The sequence below is a fragment of the Mucilaginibacter sp. OAE612 genome (genome assembly GCF_041806395.1).
GTDB classification, from domain to species: domain Bacteria; phylum Bacteroidota; class Bacteroidia; order Sphingobacteriales; family Sphingobacteriaceae; genus Mucilaginibacter; species Mucilaginibacter rubeus.
The window spans coordinates 6,785,533-6,804,777 of the sequence record NZ_JBGMUW010000001.1 but is presented as its reverse complement, the minus strand read 5'-3'; the positions used below and the strand labels follow the sequence as shown (position 1 = coordinate 6,804,777).

Genomic DNA, 19,245 nt, shown 5'->3' with positions numbered 1-19,245 from the left:
ATATTATTCTTTAATTACTGATACGTTTACGCTCATACCAGGGCGTAATTTTGCAAGCTCCTCTTTAGTGCCGTTGATTTTAATTTTTACAGGCACACGCTGTACAACTTTTACGAAGTTACCGGTAGCATTATCCGGAGGCAACAGGGAGAATTTGGCACCCGTAGCAGGCGAAAAGTTGTAAACCTGGCCTTCCAGCTTCATGTCTGGATAAGCATCAACTTCAATTTCAACTTTTAAACCATTTTTGATATTGGTAAGCTGTGTTTCTTTATAGTTGGCGGTAATGTAAAGGCTGTTATCATTCACAATTGAGAACAGGGTTTGGCCGGCCTGCACCAACTGACCTAACTGTACATTCTTTTTAGAGGCTAAACCACTTGCCGGTGATTTCACCAGCGTGTAACTCAATTGCAGTTTTGCATAATCAATATCAACCTGTCTTTGTGATACACCCGTGTGGGTAACAGCTAACTGGCTGCGGGTTGTGCCAATTTGCTGCACAGCCGCTTTGTACTGATCCTGCGATGCTTTGTAGTTAGCTTTAGCAACATCCAAATCGGCCTTAGCCTGATCAAATTGCTGCTGGGTTACTGAACCGTCTTTTACCAGGTTGGCATAACGGTCGTAATCTTTCTGTACTTTTTCCAGGTGGGCCAGGTTTGATGAAACCTGGGCTTTTGCACTTGCAGAGTTTGCTTCGTTGGCGAAAATTTGCGATTGATTTACATTAATGCCTGCGCTTGCGCCAACTTGTGCCGCCTGAGCCTGCTCTAATTTTACTTTATAGTCGCGGTCATCAATTTTAACCAGCGGCTGACCAACGTTTACATGAGTGTTTTCTTCAAAATAAATTGAATCAACATATCCGCCAACGCGGGCAACTACAGGGCTGATATCACCGTCGATCTGGGCATCATCAGTATCAATGTGTTTGCTAAAGTAGATGTATTCTTTTATACCGAAAATTACGCCGCCAATAAGTACAATGCCTAATATGATGGGGATAACTTTGTTTTTCTTTTTCGGTTGTTCCGGTGTTTCTTGTTCCTTTGCCATTTTATTTAAAGGTTTGGTATTGTTATTTGTTGATTTTTCCTGTTGATTTTAATAGTGTATAGTAAGCCAGACCCGCATCGGCTTTAGCCAATTCTAAATTGATCTGTGCCTGGTAAAGCAAGGTTTCGGCATCGGCCCTATCGGTTGCAGATGCTATATTGCTTTTGTATTTTGATTCGAGGATCTTGTTGTTTTCACCGGCCTGATCAATAGAGGTTTGTAAAAGTTTAACCTTTTCAAGCGCCTGGGTATAGCTTTGGTAGCTTTGGTTCACTTCATTTTTTATCCTGTCGGTAGTGATGCCTTTGTTGATCTCAACCTGCTGCTCCTGGATCTTAGCCTCGGTAACTTTGTTCTTGTTGGTCCAAAGGGAGCTGAAGTTCCATGATACGGTTAATCCTACAGATATAGGGGTGATAAAATTACCGCTTTTAGGTATCGGGTTGGCGCTTACATCAACATAATAAGCAGCAGCCGATGCGCCTACCGTTGGCAGGTTATTAGCTTTAACGCTTTTAGTATTGGTTTCAGCAACGCGACTGCGTAAAGCAAATTGTTTAAACTCAGGGCGGGCGGCCATTGCTGTATCAAGGTAAGCAGTTAACGGAGATACCTGCCTGTCGGCTTCGGTGATCTGGTCGATGTTTAGCTGTGTCCCTTCCGGTAAACCTAACAACACATTAAGATTATAGTTGATGATACGACGGTTAGTTTCCAGGTCGACACCGTTAACCTCGATATTTGAGCGTTGTAATTGAAAGCGCAGCACATCGTTTTTGGTTACCAAACCCTGTTCAAAAAAACGCTGTGCCTGTTTAATTTGTACATCAACAGTAGCAAGGTTTTGAGCTACCACCTTTTTGCTTTGCAGCACTTTGTAAAGGTTATAGTACGAACTGATGATATCATAAACTACCTCGTCTTTATCATTTTCAACATCAAGGCGGGAAACCTGGGTGAGCAGATCGGTAGATTGGCGGGCATATTTCAATTTATTACCGCCAAATATGGTTTGGTTTAAGTTCAGGATCCCTAAATACGCATCGGCATGCGATGGCAGGTTAATGCTTTCAGAACCCAGCGCCAGTCTGTTGGCCGGGATTTGGGCACGGTTATAGCCATAGCTTACTTTACCTGTTGGCAATGCTTCGTCTTTTGCCTGATTGTATTGAGAAACAGCTTGCTCAACTTTTGAATTTGATAGTTTTAAAGTTTTGCTGTTTTCAAGGCCGAGTTTAATGGCTTCGTCAAGTGTAATTGTCCTGTCTTGTGCGCTGGCTGCAAAAGGCAGGCTCAAAACTATGAGGGCGATACTACCGCGTAAAATGGGCCGTAACACCTGCTTTAATAGCTTAAGGTGGTTGGTTTTGTTATTTTGAGTTGTCATGTTCTTTAACTAAATAAGCTTTTAAAAGTCTTTTCATGTATGTTTTAACACGTGGTTTCAGTTCATTCTCCATAAACTTTTCATCACGAATATCATGTCCCAGTATTAATGATGATAGCTGCGGCATGTTAACTATGTAATTTTTTGTGCCAAAAAGGGTAGCTATTACCAGTGCTATATCGGCATCTGTATGAAACAAGCCGCTGTTTACGCCTTCTTCCATAATCCTTTTTACCTCATATACATTTACCATCAGTATTTCGATGATCTTATCGGTAAGGTCGCCACGTTTATTCATGGACACTTCCCTGTTAATGAGTTTTTGAAAACAGTTGTTGGCTATGATGCGTTCAACGTAATTGTCGACACATTTATCCAGTTTATCCCAGGCATTCATGCTGCCATCGCTGTTAATATTTTGCAGCAGCGTACGGAACGAATTGATCTTGCGTTCAAAAACAGCCAGGAAAAGCCCTTCTTTTGATCCAAAATAGTAATTGAGCATAGCCATGTTTACACCGGCTTCGCCCGATATGGTACGGGTGGAGGCTCCGTCATAACCCAGGTCCGCGAATACCTTTTCGGCCACGTCGAGGATATGTTCCTTTTTATCTATCTTATCTTTTTCCATTGTTTTAACGGCACAAAATTAATCAAACGATTGATTAAGCGTATCGGATTGAAGCAGAAAAAGTTAATCAGTTGATTAAGATTACCATCGAATGACAGATTTGTTTGACAATGCTTGAAAAAATTGTAAAAATCAAAAGTGTTTGTTGAAACATTTAATATTTATCATTAAAAACTTTAACAGATTGATGGTCACCGTAATGGTTTTGTTATATTATTGATACAGGAAATACAGAATATCTATCTTTCAATATATTTGTTGCTATGAAGCGTATCCACCTCATTGCAGTATTCCTGTTTGCAACTGTTTTTTCAAAGGCCCAAACCAACCCACCTACCGATCTCGGCACTATTCAGCAAAACCTTAAAAAACTTGATGTGCTTGGTAGTGTATTATATGTTGCCGCCCATCCCGATGATGAAAACACCCGCCTGCTGGCTTACCTGGCGCAGGAAAAACATTATCGCACCGGTTACCTGTCGCTCACCCGTGGCGATGGCGGACAAAACCTGATAGGCAATGAGCAAAGTGAGCTGCTTGGTTTGATCCGTACGCAGGAATTGCTGGCTGCCCGCCGGATTGATGGCGCTGAACAGTTTTTTACCCGCGCCAATGATTTCGGCTTTTCAAAAGGACCGGAAGAAACGCTAAAGATCTGGGATAAGGAAAAAGTATTGGGCGATGTAGTTTGGGTGATCCGCAAATTCAGGCCGGATGTGATCATTTGCCGCTTCCCAACAACCGGCGAGGGGGGCCATGGGCATCATACCTCTTCCGCTATATTAGCGCAGGAAGCTTTTACAGCCGCCGCCGATCCAAACCGTTATCCGGAGCAGTTAAAATATGTAAAACCATGGCAGGCCAAACGCCTGATGTGGAACACTTTTAGTTTTGGCAACATTAATACTACCTCGGCCGATCAGTTTAAGATCAATGTTGGGGTTTATAATACCATCCTGGGTAAAGGTTATGGTGAAATAGCTGCCGAAAGCCGTAGCAATCACAAAACGCAGGGTTTTGGTTCGGCCAAACAACGCGGCGAATCATACGAATTTTTTAAAACTATTTTGGGCGATGCCCCGCAAAACGACCTCATGGATGGCGTTAATACCACCTGGAAGCGCGTTAAAGATGGCGATGCTATCTCAACGTTAACAGGTGTTATCAGCCGGAATTTTATTAGTGACGCGCCCGAAAAATCAGTACCGGCATTGGTACAATTGCTGACGAAAGTGGAGAAAATATCGGATAACTACTGGCGCGAACAAAAAACCAAAGAGCTGAACAACCTGATTACAGCTTGTGCCGGTCTTTGGTTTGAAGCTTACGCAGCCGAGCCAACATATGCTTTGGGCGATAAAATGAGCATACGTGCACAGGTGATCAACAGGTTTAACTATCGTGTTAAGATAAACAGCATTGATGCTAACGATAGCGCATTAGCATTGCAAAGCAAGGAGATACCATTTAATCAACTGCAAACTTTTGAAACTACTGCCGCCGCATCTATGTTAACGCAGCCGTACTGGCTTGCAGCCTCGCACCCCATTGGTGTTTACACTTTGCCCGATAACACCTTGGCCGGCAATCCCGAAAACCCAGATCTACCCAAAATTACCTTCCAGTTTATCATTGAGGGGAAGCCTATTAATATTGACCGCCGCATAATATATAAATACGTTGACCCGGTTAGGGGCGAGGTTTATCAGCCTATTGAAATAACGCCGCCGGTAACCGCCAATATCGAAGGCAAGGATTATATCTTCAGCACACAGCAGGTACAAACGGTATTGGTAAACCTGAAAAGTTTTACCAAAGCAAATGGAACCATCAGCCTGAAATCTGTTGCCGGTTGGAAAATAAGCCCCGAAAAAATTGACTTCACCGATAAGGATAAAAATGAGGAATGGTCAGTAGCATTTACGGTTACCCCAACTGATACTAAAACTAAGACTACCGATCTGGAAGCGGTGGTTAACGCTAACGGCCAACCATTTTCACTTAGCCTTCGCCGTATCAGGTATGATCACGTACCAGCTATTACCCTATTTCCGCCGGCACAAACAAAGCTTGTTTACCTCGATCTTAAACATAACGGCAGAAAAATAGGCTACATTGCCGGTGCCGGCGACCAAATGCCCGAAGCTTTGCGCCAGGTAGGTTATGATGTACATTTGCTAAGTGAAAATGAGGTGATGAATGGCGATCTTTCGGGTTATGACGCCATAGTAACCGGGGTACGGGCTTACAATGTGAATGAGCGCCTTGCTTATCAGCAGGCAAAACTAATGGCTTATGTAAAAAATGGCGGCAACCTAGTAGTGCAATACAACAATAACAATGGTATTGTTGTAAAACAAATAGGCCCGTATCCGTTCACTGTAGTGAACAGGAGGGTTACCGACGAAAATGCCGAGGTAACTGTTTTAGATCCTCAAAACCCGGTGTTAAACTATCCTAACAAAATAACCAATGATGATTTCAGCGGCTGGATCCAGGAGCGCGGACTGTATTTTGTAAGCAATATCGACCCGCAGTACAAACCCATTTTGCAAATGCATGATAAAGGCGAGGAGCCTCTTAACGGATCATTAATTGTTGGTGATTATGGCAAAGGCAGGTTTATATACACGTCACTCGCATTTTTCAGGGAATTACCTGCCGGTGTGCCCGGAGCTTACAGGTTGTTCATTAACTTGTTGAGCAAGCCAAAGTAAGCGAATAAATGCGCATTGCCAGGCGAAGATATCAGGATCCTCTGTGAGAGACCCTGATGGAACGTTAAAAAATCATGATGACGTATAAAAATAGTTTAGCGATAGTGCCTGGGCCGCGTTAGTGATAGTAGCGGATACCGGCCTTGTGGCTAATGCCTGTGCAGTATGAGCGGATAGCGCGGCCGCAGGCAACGCCCATATTTATGATATTGATCAAAAAAACACATTTAAAAATCAACAACTTACAATAACGAAGACAACCCGACCGGAGGGAACTCATTAATACCTATATAATTATTAATAATCCCAAACTGTACAAGCAGCCACACAGAACTGCTCTTCTAAATGGAGATTGCTTCGTACCTCGCTATTAAGGCTATCTTTATCTTTTCCTTTATTAAACGCGACTATCCGGCAAAAAACACTTTATGTTATCAAAACCGTGTCAATTTCAGCGCGTTAACAATTTTTTAATATAAAACTCTTTCAATTACAGTAAATTCTATTTACGTTTGAATTTTTTCTTGATGTAGCTTCAAATAATTTTTTACCCTGAAGCACATGTTACGCGTTGACAGTTCCAAACCATGCCAAATTATTTATGCCATTGCCAAGCATGACTACCTGTCGTATGTTATTGAGCCTCACATTGTTCAGCTTAACCCCAACGGTGAATTTTCGTTAACCCATCAGCGTTTATTTTCCAATACCGCCAAAGAATTTTGCGAGTTTTTGGACGAAACTGATATTAGGTTGATCAAATTGTTGGAGGAGATGGAGCAGGGAAATGTGATCAAAAGGTATTACAAAAAACCAATCCGCCCGTTCGAGTTTTTCTCCAAGATCTTCAATGAGCAGATGTTCGATATGATCCGCCCAAAACTGGAGAAACGGATAGCTGAAGCGTTGTCATTACTTTGCGGCAAGCAGGTATACCAGATGAGTAAAGAAGGTTATCCGGGCGAACGCAAACTTCAGCTGGCTACCGAGGCGGCATCGGTGTTATTTCATTTCAGGCGCAGTGAAGAAGAGATCAGGTATTTTCCTACCATCAAATACCAGGGTATGCGCATCGAGTTCATGTTTAAAAATGCCGAGATAATTTGCAATCACCCGGCCTGGATGCTGCTCGACGATACCTTGTATTATTTTGATAAGGAAATTGAAGGTAAAAAACTACAGCCCTTCCTGAATAAGCGTTTCATCGCTATACCAAAATCGTCGGAGCAATCATACTTTGAAAAATTTGTGGCCCCGCTTATCGAAAAGCATAATGTTTATGCCGAAGGTTTTACCATCAATACCGAAAAGTATGATGCACGCCCCGTGCTTAAGCCCATTTATATTGAAGGCGGCACTTCGCAGTTGCAACTTTCCTTTAAGTATGCGGGCTATATATTTCCTTATGGCGATGGCAGGCACATTTCTGTGCGGATGGAAAAAACCGGTGATGATTACCTGTTTCACCGTATCAAGCGTTCAACTACCTGGGAAAAAGGCAAAATGCACCAATTGGAGCAAATGGGGCTTAAAATAGCTTCATCATTGTTCCAAAACCTTGAAGTTGCCGGACGCGATGAAGATGACGACCGCTCGTTCTCTGTTTTTGAATGGCTCAATCAGCATCATGATCAGCTTATTGAACAGGGCTTTGAACTGGAACAGCCTGAAGGGCAAAAACGCTACGTATTTGGCAGCAGTAAAATTGAGCTTGAAGTAACAGAAAATAACGACTGGTTTGATATCAACGCCATGGTGAGCTTCGGCCCCTACCGAATCCCTTTTATCCAGTTAAAAAACCATATCCTCAATCATAAAAAGGAATTTACATTACCATCGGGCGAGATAGCCGTGATTCCCGAAAAATGGTTTTCACAATACGGTAACCTGCTGCACTTTACCGAAGGCAGCAATGAGTTAAAATTACGCCGTCATCATATAGGCCTCGTTACCGATTTGGCCGAAGGCGAAATGGCCAGCGTTACCATGACCCGTAAACTGCAAAAGCTAACTAATTTTGATGAGCTGGAGGATGCGCCGATGCCTGTTAATTTTGAAGGTCATTTGAGGCCGTACCAAAAAGCAGGCTATAACTGGTTCCACTTTTTAAAGCAATACCACTTTGGCGGCTGCCTTGCCGATGATATGGGTTTGGGTAAAACCATCCAAACTTTATCACTGCTGCAAAAGCACAAGGAAGATACGGAAGAGGCTGGAGGCAAAGCCACTTCGCTGGTGATCATGCCAACCTCGCTGATATATAACTGGCTTAATGAGGCCCGCAAATTCGCGCCACAATTGAAACTTATGGTACATACGGGCACTATGCGCTACCGCAGTGCCGAAGTTTTTGCCAATTACGATGTGGTGATCACTACCTATGGTATCAGCCGCATTGATATCGAAATGTTTAAAGGCTTCTTTTTTGATTATGTGATCCTGGACGAAAGCCAGAATATCAAAAATCCGTCGTCGAAATCATACCAGGCGGTTAAACAGCTCAAGTCTCGCTTTAAATTGATCTTGAGCGGTACCCCGGTCGAAAATTCGGTTAACGATTTGTGGACGCAAATGTCGTTCATTAATCCTGGTTTATTGGGCGCGCAACAGTTTTTCCAAAACGAGTTTGTGGCGCCGATAGAAAAGAAAAAGGATGAAGATAAGGCCCGCAAACTTCAGGCCCTGATTAAGCCTTTTGTGTTACGCCGCACCAAAGAGCAGGTAGCAACAGAATTACCACCCAAAACTGAAAATCTTTTCTACTGCCAGATGACAGAAGAGCAGTCGTCGGTTTATGAAGAGGTAAAATCCGAATACCGGAATGAGTTGCTGAAAAGCCTGGAAGATGGCACGTTTGCTAAAACACAGATCCAGGTACTACAAGGCTTGATCAAGCTAAGACAAATTGCCAACCATCCGATCATGATCGATAAGGATTATGAAGGCGACAGCGGTAAATTTGAAGATGTGGTTCATACCTTAGGCAACGTGCTTGACGGTGGGCATAAAGTGCTCATATTTTCGCAGTTTGTAAAACAGCTGAGCATTTACCGCGAGCATTTTGAGCGCATTGGTATTCCTTACGTCTACCTGGACGGCGCTACGCAAAACCGGGGCGACGTGGTTAAACAATTCCAGGAGGATGAAAAAACGCGTGTGTTCCTGATCTCGATAAAAGCGGGGGGCGTAGGTCTTAACCTTACCGAAGCCGATTATGTGTTCATCCTCGACCCATGGTGGAACCCGGCTGTTGAGCAGCAAGCCATTGACCGCACACATCGTATCGGGCAAACCAAAAACGTTTTTATCTATAAATTCATCACCAAAGATTCGGTTGAAGAAAAGATCCTGGCCCTGCAACAGCGTAAGCTCAGTCTGTCAAGAGCATTGATCACTACCGAAGAAAGCTTCATTAAATCGCTTACAGCCGAGGATATTAAGGAAATATTGGGGTAACCGCCCCCTCCCAAACCCGCCCCCTGAAGGGAGAGTGCTTTAAACGAAAAAGCGATGAATAATTAATACTCATCGCTTTTTTCGTTCTAATAACACGCTGTTTTTAAAGTCTCACCCTTCAGGGGGAGATTTAGAGGGGGCTTATTTTAACTTGCTCAACGCCGCTTTAACCCTCGGTATCAGGGCTTGAATTTCGCTCAGCGGGGTAGCACCTACAGAGGCACGGAACCAGTTCACCTCATCACCTGTACCAAAGGCCGAGAATGGAACAAATGCGGCTCCGGCCTCTTTAATTAAATAAAAGTTAATATCTGCCGAATCTTTCAATACTTTGCCGTCCGGAGTGGTTTTGCCACTGTAATCTATTTTCAGGGTAAGGTAAATAGCGCCCATAGGTTCAATAGAATCTACGTTTAACCCGCTGGTTTTCATCTCCTGGAAACCTTCATGCAGGGCAGTAAGGCTTGCCTGGATCTTTCCTTTTAAGTCATCAAGATAACTGTTTACATCAGCCTCGTCAGTTAAAAATTTGGCCATAGCCATCTGTTCAGGCTTTGGCGACCAGGCACCCATGTGGCCTACAATGGCTTTCATATTTTCGATAACCAGCTCCGGCCCGAAACCCCAGCCTACACGTACACCAGTTGCTGCAAAACATTTTGAACCGCCATCAACAAAAATCGTGTAATCTTTTAATTCAGGGCGAAGGGTTACCGGATCGTAATGCTTATGCTCGCCAAAAGTTAACTGCGAGTAGATTTGATCGTATAATAAATACAGTGGTTTCTCACCCGCTGCACGGCTCTTGTTTTCGGCAATTACAAGGTCGCAGATCTCTTCCAGGTCCTTTTTGCTGAACATAGTACCGGTAGGATTTAAAGGCGAACACAACGCCAGCAAAGCCGCTCCTTTTAAATGCGGGCGAATATCATCTGCAGTAGGCATAAAATTATTTTCAGGAGCGGTAGGGATTATCACTGCATCAGCATTCAGCAGATCGCTGTAATGGTTATTGTTCCATGACGGTGCAGGGAAAACCACTTTTTCGCCGGGGTTAACTACCGCCAAAAATATAGAATAGATCAGCGGGCGCGAACCACCCGAAATCAGGATCTGGTTGGGTGCATAGTCAAGACCTAAACTTCTTTTCAAAAAGCCACTTACACTCTGGCGCAGATCAAGCATGCCATCAGCAGCCGGGTAGTTGGTTTGATTATGATTATAGGCGTCAATAATCTTTTCCTTTAGAGGAGTTGGAATAGGATAAATATTGGAATCGAAATCGCCGATGGTAAGGTTGGCGATATTCTGGCCTTGTCGTTTTAATTCGTTGATCTCGCCCGCAATCTTGATGATCTCCGAGCCATGCAAATTTTGAGCTAATAAGGAAACACTCATGGATTTATGTATTTATGAGCGGCAAAGATAGCCGATTGAGGTGAAAGGCGAAAGGGTATAGGAAGGTAAAAGGATAAAGGCAAAAGGTGAAAGGTTTATTTGAGGGATTACAAAAAGCTGTATGGCTAAAAGAAAACCTTTTGCCTTTGACCTTTTGCCTTTGACCTTTTGCCTTTAACCTAAAAAGAAAAGGTCAAAAGCAGAAAATAAAACCTTTTGCCTTTGACCTTTTGCCTTTAACCTTAAAAGCTTATAAATATGCTTTGCGCAGTTTAATGATCCGCATCCAGTGCATGAGTTTCATTACGGGGTAAACCGGGTCTATCTCAAACCATTTGGCGCCAAAATTGGCTTTGTTGGGGTGTTTGTGATGATTATTCTGAAATAGTTCGCCCAGCATTAAAAAATCGAACGGGGTTGTGTTTTTTGATTTATCACCGTTATCAAAGTTTTGATAACCGTATTTATGACCGCACCAGTTAACAATAGCACCGTGTATTGGCCCCATTAAAAAGTGGATAGGGATCAACAGGAACATCCACCATGCTGTAGCAAACTCCACGTAAAATAAAATGTATAAAACACCAAATGAGATGCGTGATACCATTGATGAGCCAATAAAATCAACAAAACGCCATTCAGGGATATTACCCTTAAAGCGCTCTTCGGGCTCCTTCAGCTTCCTTACATGCAGCCTGTAGCTTTTAGCCGTATATACCATCATCTGGAAAACATCCTTAAAAAAATGAGGCGAATGCGGGTCTTTTTCGGTATCGCTATATGCATGGTGTTCGCGGTGCATAATGGCATAAGCTCTTGGGTTCAGGAACGATGATCCCTGGCAAATATAGGTGAGCAGGTAAAAAGTCCCCTCGTAAAACTTATTGGTTGTAAACATTTTGTGAGACGCGTACCTGTGCAGAAAGAACGTTTGAAAAAATAGCGACAGAAACCAGTGCGCTATGAAAAATATGATAATAACCATTGAATTGTAGAAAATAGACTTATTTATAATCTTTCCAAAGATACAATTTAAAGCCTTATAAAGTTTTTAATATGTGAATAATCGTATCAGCCTCAATAAAAAATGCCGTTCCTGGCATAGAAACGGCATTTGCTAAAAAAAGTTGTTTTACGAGGATTATAATAATTCAAACTGTTCGGCCAATAAGCGGTACGATTCCAGCCTGTCTTCAAAATTTTCGGTAATGGTAACAGCCATAATTTCATCCACTCCGTAATCATTGGCAAGCCAGTTTAACTTCAGCTTAAGCTCTGTTGGCGAGCCGGCAATTACGCGGTACCGGTTATAACGGATGCGTTCCTGTTCGGCCGGAGTATACTCTACATCTTTTACGTCATCATAACTTAAAGGTACTATTGGCCCGCCTTTTTCAAACTGCAGAAAGCGATGGTCCATCACGGCCTGGTGCTGCCTAACCTTTTCCTCATCTTCAGAGCAAAAGATAAACACAGCCACGTTGGCTTGTGGCTGTTGTAAGTCATCCGACGGTTGAAAACGTTCCTTGTACATTTTAACACTTTCGGGGCCACCGTTAGGGTTAATAAAATGAGCGAAGGAAAAGCCCATACCGAAATGTGCCGCAAACAAGCCGCTTTGTCCGCTTGAGCTTAGCAACCACATGTTAGGCACGGTTTTAATCTGCGGGATAGCCCTGATACGCGCCTGTATGGTTCCCGGTTCGTAAGTATCATGAAAGTAATTCTGCAGATCGGCCAGTTGCTCAACAAAGTCCTGCTCCCTAAACTGGTTTGAAGGGTTAAGCGCGGCTGCGGTGATCCTGTCGGTACCCGGCGCGCGGCCCATTCCAAGGTCAATCCGGCCGGGGAACAGCGCTTCCAGCATCCGAAAGTTTTCGGCAACTTTTAGTGTACTGTGGTTCGGCATCATAATACCTCCCGACCCCATGCGCATGTTTTTAGTTTCACCTGCTAAATGGGCTAACAATACCTCGGGTGTTGAACCTGCTATGATACCCATATTATGATGTTCCGAAATCCAGAAACGGGTATAGCCAAGGGTATCGGTATATTTTGCCAGTTGTATGGTTTCCTGTATGGCCTGCTCGGCAGTAGCGCCTTTTCTTATCGGCGACTGGTCAAGCACGCTCAATTTGATCTTGTTTGTGCTCATATCTATTGTGAACACAAAAATAAGCATCGGGTTGCAGGTGGGCTTTATGCCAGGGTTTTTATGGCATTGCAATTACTATTACTGCAGCATTAATTTTGACCCTGACAATAAATAAGCCCCGCCTGGGGAGCGGGGCTAAACATAATTAACTATTTATAATTGATTTGAAAAAATCCGTATTGATTACGAGCATCCCATTGAGTTGCCGCAGTTTAAGCATTTGTAACAGGTACCCGAACGAACCGTGGTATGCCCGCAAACGTTACAGCTTGGCGCATCACTTTGTACGCCCATGCTAACATCGAAAGATAAGCCTTTTCTTTGAGCATTTATAGAATTATCTGAAGATTGAGTAGATGGCTGATACACATTGGTTTCATCGGCATTAAAATCCTCATCACCCATTTGCGGGTTTCCCAATACGCCGTTTTTATCGGTTATGATGTGTACCAGGTCGGTGCGGTCCTGGTATTCGTAGCCCAGCATCCTGAAAATATAATCAATAATGGAGGTTGCACTTTTAATATTGCTATGCCCTACCACCATTCCCGCCGGTTCAAAACGGGTGAAGGTAAATTTTTCTACGTATTCTTCCAGCGGTACACCATATTGCAGACCAATAGAAACCGCGATGGCAAAACAGTTCATCAATGAGCGGAAAGTTGCACCTTCTTTATGCATATCTACAAAAATCTCGCCCAGGGTGCCGTCCTCATATTCTCCAGTACGCACAAATACGGTTTGCCCGTCAATACTGGCCTTTTGCGTAAAGCCGCGGCGTTTGTATGGCAGGTGTTTCTTTTGCACCACGCGCGAAAGCTGGCGCATAAAATTGGTATCCTTTGATTTTTCCATGATGGCCATGGCTGCTTCAATAACCTGCTCGGGTGTCAGATCGCTCAGTTTTACGTTGGCCGCTTCCCCTAATACTTCTTCAACCGTATCCAGCTTGTCATCGGCTTCTTCCTTAACGTCTGATTTGGTTGACAGCGGTTGAGATAGTTTACAGCCATCACGATAAAGTGCGTTGGCTTTCAGGCCCAGCTTCCACGAAAGCTCGTAGCAATCTTTGATCTCATCAACTTTGGCTTCGTTTGGCAGGTTGATGGTTTTTGAAATGGCACCCGAAAGAAATGGCTGCGCTGCTGCCATCATTTTGATGTGCCCATGGGCATGGATGTAGCGCTCTCCTTTTGCGCCGCATTTGTTGGCGCAATCAAAAATAGGATAGTGATGTTGTTTCAGGTACGGCGCTCCCTCGATGGTCATAGTACCGCAGATATACTCGTTAGCTTCTGCAATTTGTTTTTTGCTGAAACCAAGTGCGCGCAGTACATTAAAATCTGGCGCGTTATATTGCTCGGCCGTGATGCCCAGGCGTTTCAAACACTCTTCGCCCAGCGACCAGATATTGAAAGCAAAACTGATCTCAAAGGCAGATACCAGGCCCTTGTCCAGTTTTTCCAGCTCATCATCATTAAAACCTTTGGCTTTAAGCGCATCTATATTGATATGCGGAGCACCTTTTAGGGTTGCTGCACCTTTAGCATAATTAACTATGGCGGTAACCTCATGATCCTGGTAACCTAAATTGCGTAAAGCCTCGGGCACGGCCTGGTTAATAATTTTGAAGTAGCCCCCACCAGATAACTTTTTGAATTTCACCAACGCAAAATCCGGTTCGATACCGGTAGTATCGCAATCCATCACTAAACCGATAGTTCCCGTAGGCGCAATAACGGTAGTTTGCGCATTGCGGTAACCGTATTTTTCGCCCATTTCAACGGCCCTGTCCCAGGCATTGCAGGCAGCTGCAAGCAGGTAATCGGGGCAGTGCTTTGGGTTGATGCCCGGAGGGGTAATTTCCAAGCCCTCATAGTTTTCGGTAGAGTTATACGCAGCATAGCGATGGTTGCGCATCACCCGCATCATGTGCTCTTTGTTATCATTATAGCGGCTGAATGTACCGAGCTCACGGGCCATTTCGGCCGAGGTTCCATAGGCAGTACCGGTCATGATAGCGGTAATGGCTCCGCCAATAGCACGGGCCTCATCGCTGTCATAAGGAATGCCGTTCACCATCAGGGCCGAACCCAGGTTGGCATAACCAAGGCCAAGCGTACGGTAATCATAGGATAATTGTGCCACCTCTTTTGATGGGAATTGTGCCATCAATACGGAGATTTCCAGTACAATGGTCCACATGCGGCAGGCATGTTCAAAACCCTTTACATCAAATACACGTGTTTGCGAATTAAAGAAATGGGCAAGGTTGATGGATGCCAGGTTACAGGCCGTATTATCCAAAAACATATACTCCGAGCAGGGATTAGATGCATTGATGCGACCACCTTCGGGGCAGGTATGCCACTCATTGATGGTGCTATCAAACTGCACTCCCGGATCGGCACAGGCCCAGGCTGCAAATGCGATATCATCCCACAGTTTTTGTGAGGATATGGATTTAACGGTTTTGCCGGTCATCCGACTGGTTAGGTTCCAGGCCGAGCCGGTTTTAAGTGCTGTGAAAAAGCTATTGGGAATGCGTACCGAATTATTGGAATTTTGACCCGATACCGTGCGGTAGGCCTCACCTTCATAATCAGACGAATAACCTGCGGCTATCAGGGCCGCTACTTTCTTTTCTTCTTCTACTTTCCAGTTCACAAAACCCTCAATTTCGGGGTGATCCAGATCAAGGCAAACCATTTTGGCTGCCCTGCGGGTTGTCCCGCCCGATTTGATGGCTCCCGCTGCCCTGTCGCCGATTTTCAGGAATGACATCAGTCCTGATGAATAACCACCGCCCGATAGCTTTTCACTCTCGCCGCGGATCTTAGAAAAGTTTGTGCCTACGCCCGATCCGTATTTGAAAATGCGGGCTTCACGAACCCAAAGGTCCATAATGCCGCCCTCGTTCACCAAATCGTCATCAACAGAAAGGATGAAGCAGGCGTGCGGCTGCGGGCGTTCATATGCTGAAGTTGATTTACTTAACTGTTCTGTTACTGGGTCTACATAATAATGTCCCTGTGGTTTGCCGGTAATGCCGTATGAGGTATGCAGACCGGTATTGAACCATTGCGGCGAGTTTGGAGCAGCCAGTTGGCCAACAATAGTATAAACTATTTCATCATAAAAGATCTCAGCATCTTTTGGTGAAGCAAAATAACCATATCGCATGCCCCAATCTTTCCAGCAGTTGGCCATACGATGGGCAACTTGTTTAATGCTTTTTTCAGATCCGGTTGAGCCGTCGGGTTGAGGTACGCCTGCCTTACGGAAATATTTTTGAGCCAGAATATCTGTAGACACCTGCGACCAGCCCGCCGGCACCTCAACATCGTTCATTTCAAATACAGCATCGCCTGAGGGGTTGCGGATCACCGACGATCGCTTTTCATATTTAAACAGGTCGTAAACACTGGTACCTTCTTTGGTGAAATAGCGTTCGGCTTTGAGCCCCTTTTTCCCGCTTGCTGCGGACGCCTTCCTGGTAATGTTTTTAGCCATAGCTTTACAGATTATGATAAAATTAACTGAGTACGTGCAATACTAAAAAGGTTTAGGGGTTTTAAATCAAATCTATTAGTATGCTGAACAGCATAATAGCCGGAGTTTTCCACATGCCTGGAATAACATGCATCCCTTGTTCTTATACAAGAGAAATTAATTGATTTTTAATTACTTGCAGTGTTGATAATTAAGAATTGATGTACTTTTTAAGAAAAAGGACATATAGTTTTAACCATGCTCAATCACTGTGTTTTAGCCTGCCGGTGCCAGTCTTGTGAGGTTGCCTGTGTGTAAGGTTGACTCTTGCTTTCTAAAACAAAAAGCCTCCGGATTACTCCGGAGGCTGGGTTAATTGTTATATTAAGATCAGTCAACAATTACATCTCTAAAAAATGGTCGAAAGTATCGCTGCGGATACCTAACCTTAAGGTTTCAAGCGGGATGATATCCGTTGGAGCGATATTACCCAAGCTAACATTCGCACCTATCAATTTAATGAACCAAACTTGCTGCGCTTTTTGAGGCGCTTCCCAAATAATAGTCCCTTCAGGGATCTGGGTCAGGATCTCATCAATCAATCCCTGGCGTACCTCTCCCGAATCACGATAAATACCCACATTTCCGCTTTCACGTGCTTCAGCAATTACTTTCCATGAGCCGGCCTCAATTTCGGCATTCATCAGTTTGATCCATTTATAAGGGGCAAAGATCTTTTGAACATCTTTTGAGCCAACTTCGGATATTACCGTAACCTGTTTGGCCAGCTCGCTGATATAGTTACATTTTACATCATGCTCAATAGTGATCGAACCATCGGATACTTCGCAATGTTCCAGCTGGTACTTATCCAATAAACGGCGGTAATCGTCAAACTGGTTACGTACAATAAAGGCCTCAAACAGGGTGCCCCCAAAATAAACAGGGATCCCGGCCTCCCGGTAGAGCTTTAGTTTTTGTTCAAGATTAGGGGTTACATATGATGTAGCCCAACCCAGCTTTACGATGTCGGTATACGGCCCGCCAACTTCAATAAAATCTTCAACCTGGCGCAAGCTAAGGCCTTTATCCATAACCATGGTAATGCCTTTATCACGTGGTTTAGTTGTACGATCAGGAAGATGATTGATAGTGTAGTTCATTGTGAGTATTTGTTATAGCCTATAACTAAAAGTTCTAACGAGGCAAAGGTCGCAACAAATATGCAGATGTGCAAATTTCAAATGTTAAATGATTTTAAAGCTGATTGTAAATTTATTGTTGTGATTTTTATGGTGAGTGGTTGATTGGGTTGATTAGGTGAGTAGTTTAAATATACCTAAAACACAAAAGACGCATAATACGCGCCTTTTATGTTTTAATTTTTATTATAAGATAAACCATTCACCTAATCAACCCAATCAACCACCCCCATTCTCCTCTACTTAGTATACCTGTTGATAATATCCACAATCACTTTATTCTTTTGCAATTGCGGCAAATAATCAAACAGAATATAATGCTTTTCAGGGTCAGCGGCTAAAGCATATTCCAGGTTATTAAGGGCTTCGTTGTATTCGCCTTTGGCAAACAGGTAAGCCACCATACGGTAGTATAGCTCAGCCGCTTCGGGATTATTTTTGATAGCCTGGGCTATAATTTCAATAGCTTCATTAAGCTTTTGCTGCTCGTAAAGTATCGATGAGTAATCCAGCCAGGCATCAATGTCAAGCGGATTTAGCTCAACTACCTTTTCGTAAGCCTTTTCTGCTTCATCTAAATGCCCGAGCTTATATTCGGCATCGGCAATAGCAAACCAGTAATCGGCATTGGCAATATCAAGGTCGAGCGCTTTTTTATAAAAGTGCAGCGCTTCAAAGTAACGTTCCTCAAAATCAAGGGTTACCCCAATCCCAAACCAGGCATCGGCCAGTTTTGGATCCATCTTAACCGATTTTTTGTAGAAGGCACGCGCATCGTCCATTTGCTCCAGCTTTTCATAGCATTCGCCAATGGCACAATAAGTATCGGCATTGGGCTGCTCATATTCAAAGGTGTGGCGGTAAACTTCTATAGCTTCAGCATATTTTTCAAGGTTAACCAGTGCATTGCCTTTGTTGAAATAGGCCGATGCAAAGCTGTCCTTAATTAATATAGCATAGTCATATGCGTCGATGGCTTTTTCAAACAGGCTCAGCTTGGTATAGGCATTGCCTAAATTATACCAGGCCGCGTAGCTGTAGGGTTCGTTATCGATATATTGCTGGTAAAACTGAACACTTTCCTGTTGGTTGTCCATTACGTCGTAGCAAAACGCCAGTTCGTAAAGGGCATCCTGGTTTTCCATATTTTGCTTAAGACAGAGCTTAAGATAAGTTATGGCAGTCTCATAATCGCCCATGTTTTGATAAACGTAGGCTATGTGCAGCAGGATCTCGTCGGTCTCTTCGGCAAGGTCAAGCGCTTTTTCGTAATTTTCCAGCGCCTCGGAATAACGCTCCAGGCTTTCGTACAGATTACCGCGGATAATATAGATATCCGCGTCAGATGCTTCGAGCATAGCAGCTTGGTCCAAAGCGGCAAAAGCCTCCGGAACCTTGTTGCTTACTACAAGCAGTTGGGCCTGTTTGATCAGGAAAATTGCCGCAAAAGGGTGCTGGCTTCTCGCGTACTCTGCTACCTGTAATGCCCTGGCCGGATCATTCTTTTCGATGTAGTAGTCGATAATGTTCTCAAACGCCTGGGCATCAAAAAAGTACAAGTCCTGATTTCTGATCATTTCCTCGTACCGTTCTACCGAGAATTTTGGGTCTTCGGTAAAACCAAATTCAAATTCTTCTTCCATTCAATTTTGTTTGCAGAACATCCGCTTTAGGTTGACAAATTGCCTTGTAAAGACTTATTGAGTTCAAATTACAATAAGTAAGCATCCAAAATGCAATTTAGTTTT

11 protein-coding genes are annotated in these 19,245 nt (G+C 43.7%); 2 read left to right on the top strand and 9 right to left on the bottom strand.

The window, feature by feature from the left end:
• Nucleotides 1-3 precede the first annotated feature (3 nt).
• The 3 genes from ABID99_RS28610 to ABID99_RS28600 are packed head-to-tail and all read right to left on the bottom strand — an operon-like array spanning nucleotide 4 to nucleotide 3,077.
• Nucleotides 4-1,059, bottom strand: coding sequence for an HlyD family secretion protein (locus ABID99_RS28610; protein ID WP_090535019.1), 1,056 nt, complete (start codon nucleotides 1,057-1,059; stop codon nucleotides 4-6).
• Nucleotides 1,060-1,081: 22 nt separating this feature from the next.
• On the bottom strand, nucleotides 1,082-2,446 hold the full coding sequence (locus ABID99_RS28605) for a TolC family protein (protein ID WP_373615868.1): 1,365 nt from the start codon (nucleotides 2,444-2,446) through the stop codon (nucleotides 1,082-1,084).
• Nucleotides 2,430-3,077, bottom strand: a complete 648-nt coding sequence (locus ABID99_RS28600; protein WP_090535016.1) for a TetR/AcrR family transcriptional regulator — start codon at nucleotides 3,075-3,077, stop codon at nucleotides 2,430-2,432. The genes ABID99_RS28605 and ABID99_RS28600 overlap by 17 nt, the downstream gene beginning before the upstream one ends.
• Nucleotides 3,078-3,340: 263 nt before the next feature.
• Between ABID99_RS28600 and ABID99_RS28595 the strand changes: the two genes are divergently transcribed.
• Together ABID99_RS28595 and ABID99_RS28590 are read left to right on the top strand one after the other, a co-directional pair.
• Nucleotides 3,341-5,794, top strand: coding sequence for a PIG-L family deacetylase (locus ABID99_RS28595; protein WP_373615867.1), 2,454 nt, complete (start codon nucleotides 3,341-3,343; stop codon nucleotides 5,792-5,794).
• Nucleotides 5,795-6,355: 561 nt separating this feature from the next.
• A complete protein-coding gene (locus ABID99_RS28590; RefSeq protein ID WP_373615866.1) occupies nucleotides 6,356-9,250 on the top strand; it encodes a DEAD/DEAH box helicase in 2,895 nt (964 codons plus the stop codon).
• A gap of 141 nt (nucleotides 9,251-9,391) precedes the next feature.
• Here ABID99_RS28590 and ABID99_RS28585 read toward each other — a convergent pair whose 3' ends face one another.
• From ABID99_RS28585 to ABID99_RS28560, 6 genes are all read right to left on the bottom strand, one after another.
• Entirely contained in the window at nucleotides 9,392-10,648 is a 1,257-nt protein-coding gene (locus tag ABID99_RS28585; protein WP_176628837.1) for a pyridoxal phosphate-dependent aminotransferase, read from the bottom strand.
• Nucleotides 10,649-10,898: 250 nt separating this feature from the next.
• Nucleotides 10,899-11,633, bottom strand: a complete 735-nt coding sequence (locus tag ABID99_RS28580) for an acyl-CoA desaturase (protein WP_090534794.1) — start codon at nucleotides 11,631-11,633, stop codon at nucleotides 10,899-10,901.
• Nucleotides 11,634-11,789: 156 nt separating this feature from the next.
• Nucleotides 11,790-12,803: an LLM class flavin-dependent oxidoreductase gene (locus tag ABID99_RS28575; protein ID WP_373615865.1), complete on the bottom strand. Its 1,014-nt coding sequence runs from the start codon at nucleotides 12,801-12,803 to the stop codon at nucleotides 11,790-11,792.
• Between the two features lie 183 nt (nucleotides 12,804-12,986).
• The gene (locus ABID99_RS28570) at nucleotides 12,987-16,316 is read right to left on the bottom strand and encodes a vitamin B12-dependent ribonucleotide reductase (protein ID WP_373615864.1); all 3,330 of its coding nucleotides are present in this window, start codon (nucleotides 16,314-16,316) and stop codon (nucleotides 12,987-12,989) included.
• Between the two features lie 380 nt (nucleotides 16,317-16,696).
• A complete protein-coding gene (locus tag ABID99_RS28565; RefSeq protein ID WP_090534791.1) occupies nucleotides 16,697-17,458 on the bottom strand; it encodes a phosphosulfolactate synthase in 762 nt (253 codons plus the stop codon).
• Between the two features lie 278 nt (nucleotides 17,459-17,736).
• Nucleotides 17,737-19,140, bottom strand: coding sequence for a lipopolysaccharide assembly protein LapB (locus ABID99_RS28560; RefSeq protein ID WP_090534789.1), 1,404 nt, complete (start codon nucleotides 19,138-19,140; stop codon nucleotides 17,737-17,739).
• Nucleotides 19,141-19,245 lie beyond the last annotated feature (105 nt).